Here is a 15,685-nt window from a genome sequence, read left to right as displayed (position 1 = left end):
TTTATCAATCTAACATAATAAAAGGGGGGTATATCATCATGGATCTTACATTTCAAGTCAATCAATCATGTTTTAATTATAGAGTTGGTGCAATATGTAAACATAATAATAAAATTTTAATACTTCAAAATGAGGGAGAAGATTTCTGGTATGTGCCAGGCGGTCGTGTACAATTGCTAGAGACGAGTGAAACAGCAATAAAAAGAGAGTTAAAAGAAGAGCTAGGAGTCGATATTGCAGTGAAACGACCTTTATGGGTTATAGAAAATTTCTTTACATATGATTCAAGGCAGTTCCATGAAATAAGTCTGTATTATGAAGTCAATTTACTTACGTTACCGGTAAAAGGAGCAGATTCTTTTCTTCTTGAAGAAGAAGGACGAAAATATAATTTTCAATGGGTATCTTTAGAACAAATACGTGAATATAACGTAAAACCAGAGTTTTTAAAAGATAAAATGACGCAGTTGCCACTTCATATAGAACATATTGTTAAGAATCAATAAGTTATATGAAAAAAAGATATTCCTAAATATGGAACTGTATTATGATAGAGAAGAAAAAATAAAAAATGGAGGGCAGCTATGATTACACTACAACAAAAATTAGAGCAATATACGCGTATATATGAACAGTTGAAGAGAGAACTAAAGTGGAAAACGAGTGGTTCTCAAACAGGGATGATGATTGCCGCTATGTATACAAGTAGCGATAAACCTTTTAATTTAGAACGTTTTTTACAAATTAGTAATTATATTAAATCTCAAGTAGGTATGTTTTCCTATTTGAAATCTTATCATCGCTTTGTAGTTGCGGCAACGTTAGATATTCACTTTACACATTATAAAACAGCATTTCAACAGTTTTTAGACTTATATGAACGGTTTATCGCTAGTGGTTTTAGCCGCAGTATCTTTACTTATTTAGCCGCAGCTACGCTTTTGCCAGACGATCGTGAGCAGTATGAAGCACGCATTCAGCGTTCCATGAAGATATATAAACGTATGAAAGAGGACCACTTCTTCCTTACAAGTACAAGTGATTACCCGCTCGCTGTTTTGTTATCGGGACAACAAGAAAAACTTGGGCAGCTTATGGACCGGGTGGAGCGCCTCTATCAGAAGCTAGCGGCATCTGGCTTGCGCAAAGGAAATGATCTTCAATTTTTAAGTCATATTCTCTCTCTACAGAAGGATGTTCGTGAAGATATTTTAGTGGCGCGATGTACAAACATATGGAATTTATTTAAGCAAGAAAAAGTAAAAGTAAAACAAATGCATTATCCAGCTATCGGGCTACTAGCATTGCTTGAAGATGGGGAAAAAGAGGTTTCTTCTGTTCGAGCATTTATTGAGAAATTGCAGGGGGATAAGCTATTCCGTTGGCAGACGGATACAAATATTTTGATTGCAATCCAACTATTCGTGAGTCAAAAAGGTATGGAACATCAAGCGGCTAACACAGGATTACAAACAATGATTGAAATTCTCATACAGGCGCAGCAAGCAGCTGCTATCGCAGCCATTTCGGCTTCTACTGCAGCGGCTTCCGCAAGTAGTAATTCATAACGGATTAGTTGCTGTATATTACATATAAGACTTTTCAAAATGAACAGTAGTTTGTCTACTAATAAGGGAGTTTATTCTGAATGTAAAGGCTATTTCTATAAGGAATAGTCTTTTTTATATTCAACTTGAGAAGACGTAAAACTTTGCTAACGAAGAAGAGATTTATCGTACAATAGTAGAGCGTGGATTGATGCTAGCAGAGGAAATTGTGGAGGCTTTCGGATTAGAGAAAGAGCGTTATGTGAATCTTAATTGGAAAAGTGGTTATCGACCTGTACGGCTTCTAGTTGACAAAATTACTGGGTAGAAGTAACCTTATAAAGTTATAGGGAAATATTTCTAGGAACTTTATGGAAATGGAATATGAGAGGAGAAACATCATGATTATTATTCATGCAATATTTCAAGTAGACCCAGCAAAACAAGAAGTGTTTTTAAATGAAATCCAGCCGCTAATTCATCGTTCACGAGCGGAAAGCGGAAATGTATCATATGATTTATATAAAGATACAGAAAAAGAAAGTGTATATATAATGGTGGAAGTTTGGAAAGACCAACAAGCAGTCGCAACTCATAATGCAAGTGAACACTTTACTTCTTTCTTAAGTAACGCAGACCAATTTTTAACAGCACCGTTAACTGTCAACGTGTATGACGGACAACGAGTAAAATAAGGAAAATATTTTTTCGAACCCTTTCGGTTAAGTTAGTGGTACTTGATTGAAGGGGTTTTGTTTGAAGTGGATACTAGCATATTTCTTGCGTTATTAAGCGATAGGGAACGTAGTTGTACTACATTGTAAGCAACAACATTATATAATATTGTTTGACGATATAATACATAAAATATAAAGATAAGAAAGTTGCTTATTTGTTAAGCAACTTTCTTATCTGTTTAAGGAACGATAATAGAATGAAATGTTTAAGTATTTGTAAATGTATCACGCTATTTTTTAACAGCCCAATTGGTGTGGGGGTTTAATTAGTAGGGGATGAAGAAAACCCTACTAATTAAAGTTTCACCTTATATAAGAACATGCTAGGTTCTCACAGGATTAGAAAAATATCCAAACATTAAAAAGAACGATTTTGCGCAGGTTTTATAAATTGTTCTGGATTTTCAACTAATCCACATACAGCGCATTGTACACGGTATGTAGGACCTTGGTAAGACATATGAAACGCATTTAATGTTTCGTTTGTATATTCTTCTTCTATTTGTCCTGTTTGTGGGTCGAGCTTTACCGGTTTGACTTGTTGTTCAAGAATATTAAAGCGAGTACGGTTTGTTTTACAATTTGGACATAACATTGGTTCCATTTGTGCACACCTCCATCTTTAGCATGTGCGAAATGGAAAAATTTATTCAAAAGGGCGCACTACATAAAAAGGGCTAAAAAATTTTCTCAATATTGATCGTGTGATAAAAGGTTTAAAAATCTGAAAATATAAAATATAATAAAAACACGAACTGGTTATGTCCAATCTCCTGTTTATGCCAATATGTTTGAGACCGAGAAATCGGTCTTATTTTTTTATGCTATCATTTGTTGAAAACAAGGTTTTAAAAATAATTTGTCGAATGTTAGAGAAGGTAGTTATACGTTGAAAGTTATGAAGAAAGTTTACTACTAAACGGTGAACATAGCACATATGTTGAATATAATTCAGGAGAAAAAGGAGAGACAGAATGGGATTTCCAGCTTTAGAGACGGAGCGTTTTATATTGCGAGAATTAACGTTATTAGATGCAGCCAGTATGTTTCATTATTTCCAAAAAGAATCTGTTATGCGCTATTTTGGTATGGACGCTATTCGAAATATGGAACAGGTAAAAAGAATGATTCAGATGTTTAGCAAAAAATATAAAGAAGGAAGCCAATTGCGCTGGGGAATTGAACTGAAAGGGGCAAATCGATTAATTGGTACATGTGGATTTCACTTTATTAATCTTAATCATAAGCGAGCTGAAATTGGTTACGAACTCGATGATGCATATTGGGGAAAAGGATATGCAACTGAAGCGGTACAGGCAATTGTTACATATGCTTTTCAAACGATGAAACTTATCAGAATTGGAGCTGTTGTATATAAAGAGAACGAGGCTTCTCATAAATTATTGAAAAAGGTTGGATTTCAAAAAGAAGGACTGCTTCGGAAATATATGATTCAAAATAATGTAGAGTATGATACCATCATCTATTCCTTATTAGCAGAAGATTGGGAGAAAAGATCATGTCTTTCAATCAAATATTAAAAGTGATTGATGAGAATATAGGTAAACGTTTTGTTTTAGGAATAGATGGATTAAGTCGTTCAGGGAAAACAACTTTGGTGAAACAGCTTGAACAAAAGTTAAAACAAAAGGGTGCATCATTTTATATGTTTCATATGGATGATCATATTGTAGAACGGAACAAACGCTATCATACTAAATTTGAAGAATGGTACGAATATTACTATTTACAGTGGGATATAGAATGGTTACGATATCATTTTTTTCAGCAATTAAAGCGGAAAGAACAGTTTCGGTTACCATTCTATAATGATAAAACAGATTCCTGTAAAATGCGTGATATTAAGATTCCGATCCCATGTACTATAATCATCGAAGGGATTTTTCTCCAGCGTAAAGAGTGGAGAGAATACTTTGATTACATCATATATTTAGATTGTCCACGCGAGAAGCGATTTGCCCGAGAACATGAGTCTGTACGGAAAAATATTTCTAAGTTTAAAAATAGGTATTGGAAAGCTGAAGATCACTATTTAGAAACAGAACTTCCAAAGCAAAGAGCTCATTTTATTATGTCAGAATAGCGATAGAAGATAAGACGCACAGTTCATGTTTTAAGTGCGTCTTTTTTTAAAAAATAGAATGGTAATTTGAATATTTATAGAATTTAATATTGAACAAAATAAGAGGGGGAATGGAAAGCTATATATGATAGCAAACGTAATGGAGACTGAGTTTAGTTATGACGAAGTACGGGATATAATAGCTAAGGATCTAAGAGTTTGAAGTAGAATCCTGTTTAAATCTAAAAGAAGTAAACATGCTGTTAAGGATTTTGTTACTAATGTTTTTGCTATTCTCCTTTTTTGAGGGGGTGGGTAAAGATACTCATATTCAGTTACGTTAAGTTTCTAAGAGCTAGCCCCAAAACCCCCAGCTAGCTCTCTCACCCAAAAACAAGAGTACCGTGTGATTTTACAAACTCCTTTTTGGTTTTTTCTTGTTTAAAAAATTTGCTTATATCATAAAAAGTTATTTTATTTTAAAATTTAATATAATTTAAAAAATATGACTGATTATGAAATTAAAGGAGTTTAAAGATGAGAAAAAGATATAAGATTATTTTTATAATAGGAGTATTTACAATTGTATTATTTATTTTGTTTTATAGATTTTTATATAGTACTCCTATACTTGCTATTCGTACCACGATTTTTTTGAATTTCCATCCAATACAAGCATTTACTGACGATATTTATCCGATGAAAGATATTAATGATGAAATTATAAAAAGTTCAGATGGAAAAGTATATTATAGTTTTCCTGGTTGGGAAGGAGAAACGGGTTATGTTTGTTCTGCTGCAGTAAAAAAAGTTAATTCTTTATATCAAGTTACATTTGCTAATCCATAAAAATATATTTTGAGGATCAATAACCACAGATTGATGGCTAAGCAAATTTCGTAATGTAACTCTTTTATTTTTAGTTAAATCATTTTCAGGTACCTTCCACGACACAAGTTTTTGTTTATATCCTCATCTAAATCAAGAATTCCTGTTAGAAATTTGCTAATTAAACACGCACTAAAAATAGAATTTTTATTTATATTCTTATCGTTTCCTACCTTAAGCATGCCGTAATTTATGGACATTCTTAAGATTTTGAAGAGAATTGAAATCCAATGACAAGTAAAGTTTTAGAAACTAATAAAACAAACAAGAGGATTATGTGAGGAGCGAATGCAATCGTAAGAATGAAAGCAACCAAAATAGTACATAAAATATTTGCTGTATGACAAATGACAAAAAATATTGTCTGTCTTTGTTTGATGCTAATAAGAACATAGTTTAAAAAAGCAAGGAAGATGAGTGTATAACCGGCACTTGCGAATCAAAGAGCCTCGATTGTATATGACTTATAATTTATTGGAGTTACAGCAATATGAATGATTCCAATAATAAAAATAGCGAAAATAAATGTTAAAATCGCCTTTCTCATCTAGAAATCTCCTTTCTTTTCTTGGATACAGTTATAAATGATATGTGATTAGTTCCCATATCATACGAAAAAGGAAGCATGTGTCTTTGATTTATTTAACATTAGCGCTCTTTAGAGTGGTGGCAACACTGATTAGGGAAACACGTATTGCAAACAAAACGAGCTACTTTTTGTTTGCAATTCTTAAATTCATGTATTTAAGAAATCCTGCTTCCATACTGTACATTTCTTAATGAATCCACTCAGCAAAAATCATTTTAAATGTTTTAATTGAAAATAATTATCAAAATCAATTATAATAGAAGAATATGAAAGTGATTTGGAAATTAAGGGAGTGGGATATATGTTTATTGAAACAAAAACACTTACAGTAAAAGAAGGTACTTCAGATCTTGTTGTGCAGCGTTTTTCTGGAGAAGGTATGATTGAAAAATTCGAAGGTTTTATTGATTTAAACGTTCTTGTGAAAAAGGTAAGAAGAGGAGACGAAGAAGTTGTTATTATGATTCGTTGGGAATCTGAAGAAGCATGGAAAAACTGGGAGACAAGCGAAGAACATTTAGCTGGTCATCGTGCAAATCGCGGAAAACCAAAGCCAGAACATATTTTAAATGCTGAACACGCTGTTTATTATGTGAAAGCAACGAAATCGGCTTATCAGCAATCATAATGTGTATGAAAAGAGGGCGATTTAGCCCTCTTTTTTAATGATTAAAAGAATTCTTTTCTTAAATGTAGTTTTGTATTATATTAGAAAATAAGAGTGTACCTATACCAATGCTCATTTTGCAGCATATCGATTTTTGAAAGAAAGAGGTTAAAACCCTTATGTTTCAAGGGATAGACTTTATTTTTGAAAATGCATATGAAACAAAACTAGCAGTGTGCTGCAAAACTTTCAGTTTATTGTATAATAAATGTATTGATTTGAAAGAGAATTATGGTGATTTTTGTATAGGGTTTTATCAGAACGTAGTGGGATATAAAGTGTACTCAGCCATTTTGTTCACTCCTATTGCGTATTAGTTTTATCAGAACGTAGTGGGATATAAAGCCGGATTGGTAGATATGTGTTGCTACCGCATCTTTAGTTTTATCAGAACGTAGTGGGATATAAAGCCGGATTGGTAGATATGTGTTGCTACCGCATCTTTAGTTTTATCAGAACGTAGTGGGATATAAAGTTAGCTAAAATTTCATCAAGGATGTTTTTAGAAGTAGTTTTATCTGAACGCAGTGGAATAGAAAGGCAGTTTTCTTATGGTTAAATAACCTATAGAAACAAAATTAGTCACCGTTTATGCTGATCTGAGCGGTATAGAACCTTTTAAAAGAGTGGCTCGTTTTTTGAAAAGGAAGAAGTGAAACTGATAGAAGGAGATAGAGTAGCTCTCCTTGCAGAAATCGTAGAAAAAATCCCAAAAGAATTTGCGATATGTATTTTTCATACGCATGTCGCAAAGCAAATGCCTGAAAGTGTAAAACATTGAGTAATAGAATAAATAAAAGAAAGTGGCGTTAAGCATAATTTCATTTTGTTTACATAATATAATTATGTTAAATTGTTTTTTGGGTTTTCATTGCATGTTTCGTCTAAATAAATCGGTTACAATAAAAGGGTGATAGATTAGAAGGTTTTGGGTAGGGAGCATAGAATCATTTCAAAAAATATTTTAAAGGAATGAACGTTCTTATATACTAAATATAACTATGTGACTAGAAAAGGAGAGAAGATGATGATTCATAAAGTTGGTCAAATTATGTTATATGTAAAGGATCAAGAGGAAGCTGTACAATTTTGGACGGAAAAGATGGGCTTTCATCTAATTGCTGAAGAAGATAACGGTAAGGGATTTAGATGGATCGAAATTGCGCCAACGAAGGAAGCTGAAACAAGTATTGTGTTACATAATAAAGAATTTATTGCGAAAATGCAGCCAGAATTAAACTTGAATACACCTTCTATGCTGTTTTTTACGGAAAATATTGAGCAGTTGCATAAAAAACTTGTTGATAAAAAGGTGGCAGTTGGCGAAATTGTAAATATGCCTACGGGGAAGGCTTTTAATTTTGCTGACTATGAAGGGAATTATTTTGCCATTATGGAAAAGTTTTAATATGAAATAACAGTAAGAAGTGTTAAAGATTGTTTTGATCCTGTTTTACAGGGTCTTTTTTGTAGGATGACAATCCAAAACGTTCTTTGTATAATGAATCGAGCAGGAATGAAAGCGCTCTAAAAGAGATGGATGTCAAACGTAATATCAAGCATGTTGTAGTGGAGCTTCAATTGCTGTTTATTACTACATAGTACTTCGATTGAAAGGGCTTACAAGTTGGTGTTAATAATAAGGAATATACAGATTTCAATGTTTAATGAATCGTAAAATAGAAGCATTTAGGGGAGGAAATGATATGTGGGAAAAAATGATGAAAGGAAAAACAATAAGAAAGTGGACTGAGGAGTATCCGATTTTACATCATTTAATAGAAACAAGTGAAGTGTTTTGGGAAAATCCAAACTATATTTCCTATGAAAAAGCGAGACAGGATTTTGTTTTAACGAAGGAAGATGTGAAAGAGGCAGAGGCGCGTTTGCTTCGGTTTGCGCCTTATATTGCGAAAGTGTTTCCAGAAACAAAAGAGATGAATGGAATTATCGAATCTCCTCTTGTTGAAACGAGGCATATGAAGCGATATTTAGAGGGGACCTTTGCGCAGGAAATGCCAGGTAGGTTTTTATTAAAATGTGATAACAATTTACCGATTTCCGGATCGATAAAAGCGCGCGGCGGTATTTATGAAGTGTTGCAGCATGCAGAGAAGTTGGCGATAGAGCACAATTTGCTTTCTGAAGGAGATCATTATGCAAAGTTAGATAGCGATATGTTTCGAGAATTCTTTTCTCAATATTCCATTGCGGTCGGATCAACAGGTAATTTAGGGCTAAGCATCGGTATTATGAGTGCGAAGTTAGGTTTTCAAGTAACGGTACATATGTCAGCTGATGCAAAGGAATGGAAAAAAGAGCTGCTTCGTCGTAAAGGGGTAACGGTTGTCGAATATGAGTCTGATTACAGTAAAGCAGTGGAAGAGGGGAGAAAAGAAGCAGAGCAAGATCCTCAGTGTTATTTTATTGATGATGAGAACTCAAAGCATTTATTTTTAGGTTATGCAGTTGCGGCTTCCAGAGTAAAACAGCAGCTTGAAGATAAAAATATCAAAGTAGATAAAGAACATCCTTTATTTGTTTATTTGCCGTGTGGTGTTGGCGGAGGTCCTGGCGGAGTTGCTTTTGGATTGAAATTACTATTTGGTGATGCTGTACATTGTTTTTTTGCAGAACCAACACATTCACCGTGCATGTTACTCGGTTTAGTGACAGGACTTCATGATGAAATTTCAGTTCAAGATTTCGAGATTGATAATGTAACAGAAGCAGATGGCCTTGCGGTTGGAAGGGCATCTGGTTTTGTTGGAAAGATCATGGAACCGCTTCTTAGCGGGTGTTATACAGTTGAAGATCAACAACTGTATCAGTTATTAAAGGCAATGGTAGATACGGAGAATATACGTTTAGAACCGTCTGCATTAGCAGCAGTCTATGGTCCAGTCCAATTGTATCAACAAGAAAACTATGTGAAAAAACATAAATTAGAAGGTAAGATGAATCGTTCGATACATATGATGTGGGCAACAGGCGGTGGAATGGTACCGAAATCCGTGTTCGATGAGTATTATCAAAATCAGTAAATCGTGCAAAAAAAGGACGTCATTTTAAATGATGACGTCTTTTTGTTTATTTTTTCTTGTTTTTATCTAATGGATTTTGTTCTTCCGCAAATTCTGTTCCATATGAGAAGCGGCGATTGAGGCGGATGTTATCGCTGTTATGCCGTTCGTGAGCATGGGAAAAACGATGAACAATGACTTCAGATAAAGTAAAGATTAAAGCAGAAAGAATGCTTCCCCATGCAATTTGCATGTAATGATCCAGCAAAATGTTTCCAAAAATCCATACACTTAAATAAGTTAACAGGAAATCCGTCATAATAGCTGCAGATCGGCCAATGCGTTCTAAGATTATTTTATCTACAAATACGTATGACACAATCGTTACAAATAAACTAAAGGAAATAATTTGAACGAGTGTGGCCGGAAAAAACAAAGCAAGTCCGATGGCAAAAGCAATGATACAAGATATAAATTTTATGAGCACTAAAGCAAGATCACTCAACGTGTACACCTCCCGTTTCTACATAGTTTTTCTCTAAAGTAAGAACTTCATACATATCATATCTATATTGAGGCGGAAAATTTTTTCATGTTAGTAATTTGACTAAATATTGAAAAATGTTATAGGAAAAATGTTATAGTAAAATGAGGAGTTATGACATTTTTAGGTAAGGGGGGAATCCGAATGTGGATTACTTCAGAAGTAGAAATTCCAGAGGAGTTATTTGATCACCTTGAACAAGGGAAGCTCGTATTATTTGTCGGAGCGGGAGTTTCTATGAAAGGAAAATCAAACTTACCAAACTTTGATGATTTAGTTGATGAAATTGCGAAGGCTTTATACGTTGAAAAACGTGAAATAACAGAACCACATGATTACTATCTTGGTAAAATTGCAAAGACGAAAGATGTTCATCAAATTGCGAAAGATCTCGTAAACGTGGAAGGATCGAAACCGAACCCATTGCATTATGCGATTCCAAGGCTTTTTCCGAAAGATACGGATGTACGAATTGTAACAACAAACTTCGATCAGCATTTTACTACTGCTATGCGAGAGAGTGAGCGGGATTTTAATATTTACTATGCGCCTGCTTTGCCGACGGGAAGAGCGTTTAAAGGATTAGCATATATACACGGAAATGTGGAGCAAGAACAAGACAATTTAATTTTAACAGATGGTGACTTTGGAAGGGCTTATTTGACAGAAGGATGGGCGCGTCGTTTTTTAGTTGATTTATTCTCGAATTACACAGTTTTGTTTATTGGATATAGCCATAATGATCCGGTTATGAAATATTTAGCGACAGGTTTACCGCCGAGTACAAGGCGGTACGCTTTTGTTGCACAAGGGGATAATACGTATCATTGGGAACATTTAGGAGTAAAGCCGATTGTTTATCCGAATAAAGCAAATAACCATCAAGCGCTTGTTAGAGCAGTAAAACGATGGGCGGAATTGATGGGAGATAATTATATTACAAAAAGAATGCGTATTCGCGATATTGTAACAGTTCCACCATCTGTTGAACAAGAACAATTATCTTATATTAAACAAGCGATTAAAAAAATTGAAACACTTAGATACTTTGTGGAATTTGCCCGTGATTATGGGTGGGTGGAATGGTTGGAAGCAGAAGGAAAGCTACAAAATTTATTTCGCATTATTTCGCATTACGATGAAGTGGATGAATTACTTGCTGAGTGGCTTGTTGAACAATTTCTTGTTAGCCATCAAAAAGAATTATTTCAACTCATTTTTAAAAATCATTCTAAAATATCCCCGCTACTTTGGAGAAGCATTTGCACCTATTTAAAAGACACAAAAGAACCGATGGACCCGTTATTATTTTCAAAATGGACGCTACTTTTATTAGAGACAGCCGAGAATAATAGTCAGTCGATAGAAAAGATTTCCTATTTATTACATAAATGTTCGTTCCCTGAGCATAAAGAAATTAGCGTTTTATTATTAACATTTATTTTAGATGGGAAAATTAAGTTGAAACGAGTAAAACGATGGGAAGATGATAGGCAGGATTCCGTTGAATTAGAGGAATCAAGCCGTTTGCCAGTACCGGTGTTTTCACATGTACAACGCATTTGGGAAGAAAAAATGAAACCACATATTTCCTATTTTGCAGGTCCTATTTTAGTTATGGGACTGGAAAAATTGCAAATGTTATCGCTAAGACAAACAGCTTTACAAAAAAGAGATAGTGTTCTTTATCATACAGTGGAATTTTCAGAGCACGATTTACAACCGAAAGATTTTACTTTTTTAATCCGAATTGTGAAAGAATGTCTCGCCTATTTATGTGAGCATAATAAAGAGAAATTGGCGTATTATATCGCGCAAATGATCGACACAGATAGTATATTACAAAAGAAAATTGCGATTGAAACAATGAGTAAAAATACATTTGTAACAGCTGATGAAAAGTTAATGTGGTTGCGAAAACACCAACTTATTTTAGATTTTACATATAAGCATGAAGTATTTCAATTCCTGAAAAAACATTATCAAAATGCATTAGAAAAAACGAAGAAAGAAGTCATTCAAGAAGTGATGAAACAGCTTGAAAGTGAAAGGTTTTTTGATGCGTGCCTTGTGCTAGATTTATTGTACATATGTGATGCAAATAGTACGAGTACTGCCAGAGCCTATCGCACAATGCAACGAACGCATCCGCATTTTACTTCGAATCAATACAGTGAGAAAAAAGAAGAAGTTATGGCTCCAAACATTATATGTAACGTAACAGCTGATGGGTTATTAGAACTGAAAGGTCATGAAATAAAGAAACAAATTTTGTTATTTTCAAATGACGATTCATTTGAACAACGTCATTTTTTAGAGATGTTATCAAAAGCTTGTAAGTTGAATGTAGATTGGGGTATTACACTTGCCTATCAGCTTATAGGAGAGCAGGGAGTAAGTAATGAGATATGGTTTGTTTGCATTAGAGAATGGAGGAATAATCGAAAGTTGACAAATGAGCAAATTCAAAAGATTATTCCGCTATTGCAACAGTTTGTACGAAATCCCGCATTTTATTGGTTGATTAGTAGCTTCTTGTATGAGATTAGTAATCGATTAGAAGAGTTTCAAGAAAATCAGATTCGGGCAGTGAAGCGATTTGCATTTTCTTTATTCCCGCATATCATGAAAGAAGAGAACAGTTTTAAAGTAGGAGAACTTGATTTTTATAATGAATCAATCCAACATCCAGTGGGAAAAATGACGTCAGTTTTATTAAAACTATTAGCATATGATCATTTATATGATCGCAATATACATGAATATTTATTTTTATTTGAAGAGCAAATTAAGGTTGCTTCTGAGAGAACGTATTTTATGTTAGCGCGTTTAACGGCTGATGTTACATTTTTGTTTCACATTGAAAAACAATGGTGCAGAAAGTATTTGCTTCCGTATCTTAATTTAAATAGAGAACATAAAGCGGTGAAATATGCATGGGCAGGGCTATGCTATACACAAATTAATTTGCCGTTATTTACAGAGATAAAAAAATATATTAAACATGCAGCTGAGCATTTAGAGTTATTGCATCCACATACAAAACAAGTCTTTTTAAAATGGTTAAGCTTTGTATGTATTAAGTGTGTGTTGTACTGGGAGCAGAGAACAGACTGGGTTTACATGATATTTATACAAGAAAAAGAGCATGACAAAATAAAATTTCTGGAACATTTGTGCTATTATGTAAAAACATTAAGCGCGCGAGAGAAACAAAAATTTTGGGAATCGTGGTTAGCTACATTTTTAAAAGAGCGACCGAAAATGAGTTTGATAACTGGCCGAGAATATGTAATGTTATTGCGTTTTGTTTTCTATATGGATGAAGTAGCAGAAAAAGGGGTGTACACCATTTTGAACTGCTTTCCAATTCCGGTCGAACATTGTTCAGAGGCGGAAATGAAACAATTACTGTTGACGATTTTAACGAGAAAAGAAAAGGTCATAGCTCATGTACAAGCATATGCGAAACTATTTTTTATTTTGTTACAAATTGTGCAAGACGCGAGCTCCTTTGAAAATGAAATGATACAAATGAAAGAAATATTAGAGACTTGTCATGTAGATGGTGAGATATTGACCGCAATTCAAAATGAAATGATTCGAATTGGCATTGTAGTAGCAAATTTTCAGCAAGAATCATAAGTGGAAAGCGGAATTTTAAAAAAATGAATGAAAAATTATTGACAGTATTCAAAAAAGCATTCTATAATACGAATCATACTTATTTAATTTCAAAAACATTTGAATAAATAACGTGCAATGAAGAGATCACAGTAGTGAGAATCTTCCTGTAACAGAGAGCTGATGGTTGGTGTGAATCAGTACAGGGGTTATCATGAATTACAGTCTTGGAGCATCTTTTTCGGAATAGAGTAATATATCTTTATGAAGAAAAGGCGGTCATTTGATCGTTAACAGTGAAGAGAGGTAGACGAAGTTAGTCTACAACTAGGGTGGTACCGCGATAAATATCGTCCCTACTGAAGGAATCAGTAGGGATTTTTTGTATTTCGTGGCCCAACTTGAAAATGGAATAGGAAATGCAGTGAAAGGAATAATAGTAGTAGTTGTTTCCCTGTAACAGAGAGCTGGTGGGTGGTGTGAACCAGTACAAAAACAAGTGCGAATTACAGTCCTGGAGCATCTTTTTCGTAGTAAAGAGAAGCATCTTTATGAAGGGAAAGACGGTCGATTGATCGTTAACAGTGAAGAGAGGTAGACGAAGTTAGTCTTGCAACTAGGGTGGTACCGCGATAAATATCGTCCCTACTGAAGGAATCAGTAGGGCTTTTTTGTACACAGAAAAGGCGGTATCGATTTCATATGATAACGATTTAGTTTATGGATTCAGAAAATAGGGAATTTTATTTCTCTTACTATACTTTTACACATTTGAGGAGGATATGAAAATGGCAAATCATGAATTAGAACAATTACGTAAACAGGTGGATGAAATTAATTTACAGCTATTAAAGCTTTTAAATGAAAGAGGTAGAATCGTTCAAAAAATTGGTGAACAAAAGCAACAGCAAGGAACGAAGCGTTTTGATCCTGTTCGTGAGCGCGAAGTACTAGATATGATTGCGGAGCGTAATGAAGGGCCATTTGAGACATCGACGGTTCAACACATTTTCAAAACGATTTTCAAAGCAAGCTTAGAGCTTCAAGAAGATGATAACCGTAAAGCGCTCCTTGTTTCCCGTAAGAAAAAACAAGAAAATACAATTGTGGATGTAAAAGGGAAGCGATTAGGTAGTGGCACACAATCATTCATTATGGGACCTTGTGCGGTAGAAAGTTTAGAGCAAGTTCGTCAAGTTGCGCAAGCGATGAAAGAGCAAGGATTAAAATTAATGCGCGGGGGAGCTTTCAAACCGAGAACATCTCCATACGATTTCCAAGGTTTAGGGGTAGAAGGTTTACAAATTTTACGACAAGTAGCGGATGAGTTTGATTTAGCGATTATTAGTGAAATTTTAAATCCGAACGATGTGGAAATGGCTCTTGATTATGTGGATGTGATTCAAGTTGGGGCACGCAACATGCAAAACTTTGATTTATTAAGAGCTGTAGGGAAAGTGAATAAACCTGTATTGCTAAAAAGAGGTTTAGCAGCGACAATTGATGAGTTCATGCATGCAGCTGAATACATTATTGCACAAGGAAATGATCAAATTATTTTATGTGAACGCGGCATTCGCACATACGAAAAAGCAACTCGTAATACGTTAGATATTTCAGCAGTACCAATTTTGAAAAAAGAAACACATTTACCAGTTGTTGTGGATGTAACACATTCAACAGGACGCAGAGATTTATTATTACCGACTGCAAAAGCAGCGTTAGCAATTGGAGCAGATGCAGTAATGGCAGAAGTACATCCAGACCCAGCTGTTGCATTATCTGACTCAGCACAGCAAATGGATATTCCAGAGTTCCATAGATTCATGGAAGAGTTAAAAGAATTCAAAAATAAATTATCTTAAGTTCATATAGAATATGCGAAGAAAGGGAAACAGTAGTGCTTATCTCCCTGTTTATAGAGAACTGATGGATGGTGAAAATCAGTACAAAGATAAACATGAATTACAACCCTGGAGCATC

General features: G+C 34.3%; 13 protein-coding genes, 1 pseudogene and 3 other annotated features (1 of these 17 only partly in view). Of the genes and pseudogenes, 12 read left to right on the top strand and 2 right to left on the bottom strand.

Annotated elements, in window-relative coordinates; all coding sequences use genetic code 11:
* Positions 1-38: 38 nt before the first annotated feature.
* From MR063_RS09430 to MR063_RS09420, 3 genes are all read left to right on the top strand, one after another.
* Positions 39-506: an NUDIX hydrolase gene (locus MR063_RS09430; protein WP_242196831.1), complete on the top strand. Its 468-nt coding sequence runs from the start codon at positions 39-41 to the stop codon at positions 504-506.
* Positions 507-584: 78 nt separating this feature from the next.
* Positions 585-1,568: a DUF4003 domain-containing protein gene (locus MR063_RS09425; protein ID WP_242196829.1), complete on the top strand. Its 984-nt coding sequence runs from the start codon at positions 585-587 to the stop codon at positions 1,566-1,568.
* Positions 1,569-1,948: 380 nt separating this feature from the next.
* Positions 1,949-2,242, top strand: a complete 294-nt coding sequence (locus MR063_RS09420; RefSeq protein ID WP_242196825.1) for a putative quinol monooxygenase — start codon at positions 1,949-1,951, stop codon at positions 2,240-2,242.
* Between the two features lie 400 nt (positions 2,243-2,642).
* Here MR063_RS09420 and MR063_RS09415 read toward each other — a convergent pair whose 3' ends face one another.
* Positions 2,643-2,888 (bottom strand): DNA alkylation repair protein, encoded by a 246-nt coding sequence (locus MR063_RS09415; RefSeq protein ID WP_242196823.1) that lies wholly within the window; start codon positions 2,886-2,888, stop codon positions 2,643-2,645.
* 370 nt (positions 2,889-3,258) lie between these two features.
* Between MR063_RS09415 and MR063_RS09410 the strand changes: the two genes are divergently transcribed.
* The 7 genes and pseudogenes from MR063_RS09410 (at position 3,259) to MR063_RS09375 (ending at position 9,555) form a co-directional block, all read left to right on the top strand.
* A complete protein-coding gene (locus tag MR063_RS09410) occupies positions 3,259-3,825 on the top strand; it encodes a GNAT family N-acetyltransferase (RefSeq protein ID WP_242196821.1) in 567 nt (188 codons plus the stop codon).
* Positions 3,804-4,388, top strand: a complete 585-nt coding sequence (locus MR063_RS09405) for a kinase (protein ID WP_242196818.1) — start codon at positions 3,804-3,806, stop codon at positions 4,386-4,388. The genes MR063_RS09410 and MR063_RS09405 overlap by 22 nt, the downstream gene beginning before the upstream one ends.
* A 516-nt stretch (positions 4,389-4,904) precedes the next feature.
* The gene (locus tag MR063_RS09400; protein ID WP_242196816.1) at positions 4,905-5,216 is read left to right on the top strand and encodes a hypothetical protein; all 312 of its coding nucleotides are present in this window, start codon (positions 4,905-4,907) and stop codon (positions 5,214-5,216) included.
* Positions 5,217-6,145: 929 nt separating this feature from the next.
* Positions 6,146-6,472, top strand: a complete 327-nt coding sequence (locus MR063_RS09390; protein ID WP_012094494.1) for an antibiotic biosynthesis monooxygenase family protein — start codon at positions 6,146-6,148, stop codon at positions 6,470-6,472.
* 685 nt (positions 6,473-7,157) lie between these two features.
* Positions 7,158-7,289, top strand: a pseudogene (locus MR063_RS09385) (DUF2332 family protein); the annotation flags it as partial.
* Between the two features lie 249 nt (positions 7,290-7,538).
* Entirely contained in the window at positions 7,539-7,919 is a 381-nt protein-coding gene (locus MR063_RS09380; RefSeq protein ID WP_242196809.1) for a VOC family protein, read from the top strand.
* A 298-nt stretch (positions 7,920-8,217) separates the two neighbouring features.
* Positions 8,218-9,555 (top strand): D-serine ammonia-lyase, encoded by a 1,338-nt coding sequence (locus MR063_RS09375; protein ID WP_242196806.1) that lies wholly within the window; start codon positions 8,218-8,220, stop codon positions 9,553-9,555.
* Positions 9,556-9,601: 46 nt separating this feature from the next.
* Here MR063_RS09375 and MR063_RS09370 read toward each other — a convergent pair whose 3' ends face one another.
* Entirely contained in the window at positions 9,602-10,039 is a 438-nt protein-coding gene (locus MR063_RS09370) for a YndM family protein (RefSeq protein ID WP_242196803.1), read from the bottom strand.
* Between the two features lie 153 nt (positions 10,040-10,192).
* Here MR063_RS09370 and MR063_RS09365 point away from each other — a divergent pair, with 153 nt between their 5' ends.
* A complete protein-coding gene (locus tag MR063_RS09365) occupies positions 10,193-13,723 on the top strand; it encodes a DUF4020 domain-containing protein (RefSeq protein WP_242196800.1) in 3,531 nt (1,176 codons plus the stop codon).
* A 108-nt stretch (positions 13,724-13,831) separates the two neighbouring features.
* Positions 13,832-14,063, top strand: a binding site (T-box leader).
* Between the two features lie 54 nt (positions 14,064-14,117).
* Positions 14,118-14,352, top strand: a binding site (T-box leader).
* 138 nt (positions 14,353-14,490) lie between these two features.
* Positions 14,491-15,567: a bifunctional 3-deoxy-7-phosphoheptulonate synthase/chorismate mutase gene (locus MR063_RS09360; protein ID WP_242196797.1), complete on the top strand. Its 1,077-nt coding sequence runs from the start codon at positions 14,491-14,493 to the stop codon at positions 15,565-15,567.
* Positions 15,568-15,576: 9 nt separating this feature from the next.
* Positions 15,577-15,685: a binding site (T-box leader), on the top strand; it runs 126 nt beyond the window's last position.

This window comes from Bacillus cereus group sp. BfR-BA-01492 (assembly GCF_022662815.1).
Taxonomy (GTDB): Bacteria; Bacillota; Bacilli; order Bacillales; family Bacillaceae_G; genus Bacillus_A; species Bacillus_A cereus_BD.
The sequence above is the reverse complement of the archived record's forward strand: the minus strand, read 5'-3'. Positions and strand labels throughout refer to the sequence as shown.